Annotated in this window: 1 protein-coding gene; it reads right to left on the bottom strand. The window is 61.5% G+C overall.

Annotation, left to right across the window (positions count from 1 at the left end; translation table 11 throughout):
* The coding region (locus ACLQ3C_RS21710; protein ID WP_425707145.1) for a hypothetical protein at positions 1–210 on the bottom strand (210 nt) is incomplete at its 3' end.
* Between the last annotated feature and the right edge of the window lie 24 nt (positions 211–234).

Below are 234 nucleotides of genomic sequence, written 5' to 3'. Positions count from 1 at the left end.
CCCGCCGGTCAACAACATCGCCCCACCATTACCCGCCGCACCACTGACATAACCGATCACCCCACCACGAGCCAAAAACGCGGCCTTCGACGTGTTCTCGGAGACCTTCCCGAAAAGCCGGTCAGCGAACTTACTCATCCCCACACTCGACACCCCACCGATCGCCCCACCCAACGCATACGACTCCACCACCATGCCGAGCTGCTTCACATCGATCTCCGACCGATGCCCCTG

This window comes from Gordonia sp. DT30 (assembly GCF_049844915.1).
In the GTDB taxonomy this organism is placed as follows: domain Bacteria; phylum Actinomycetota; class Actinomycetes; order Mycobacteriales; family Mycobacteriaceae; genus Gordonia.
The sequence above is the reverse complement of the archived record's forward strand: the minus strand, read 5'-3'. Positions and strand labels throughout refer to the sequence as shown.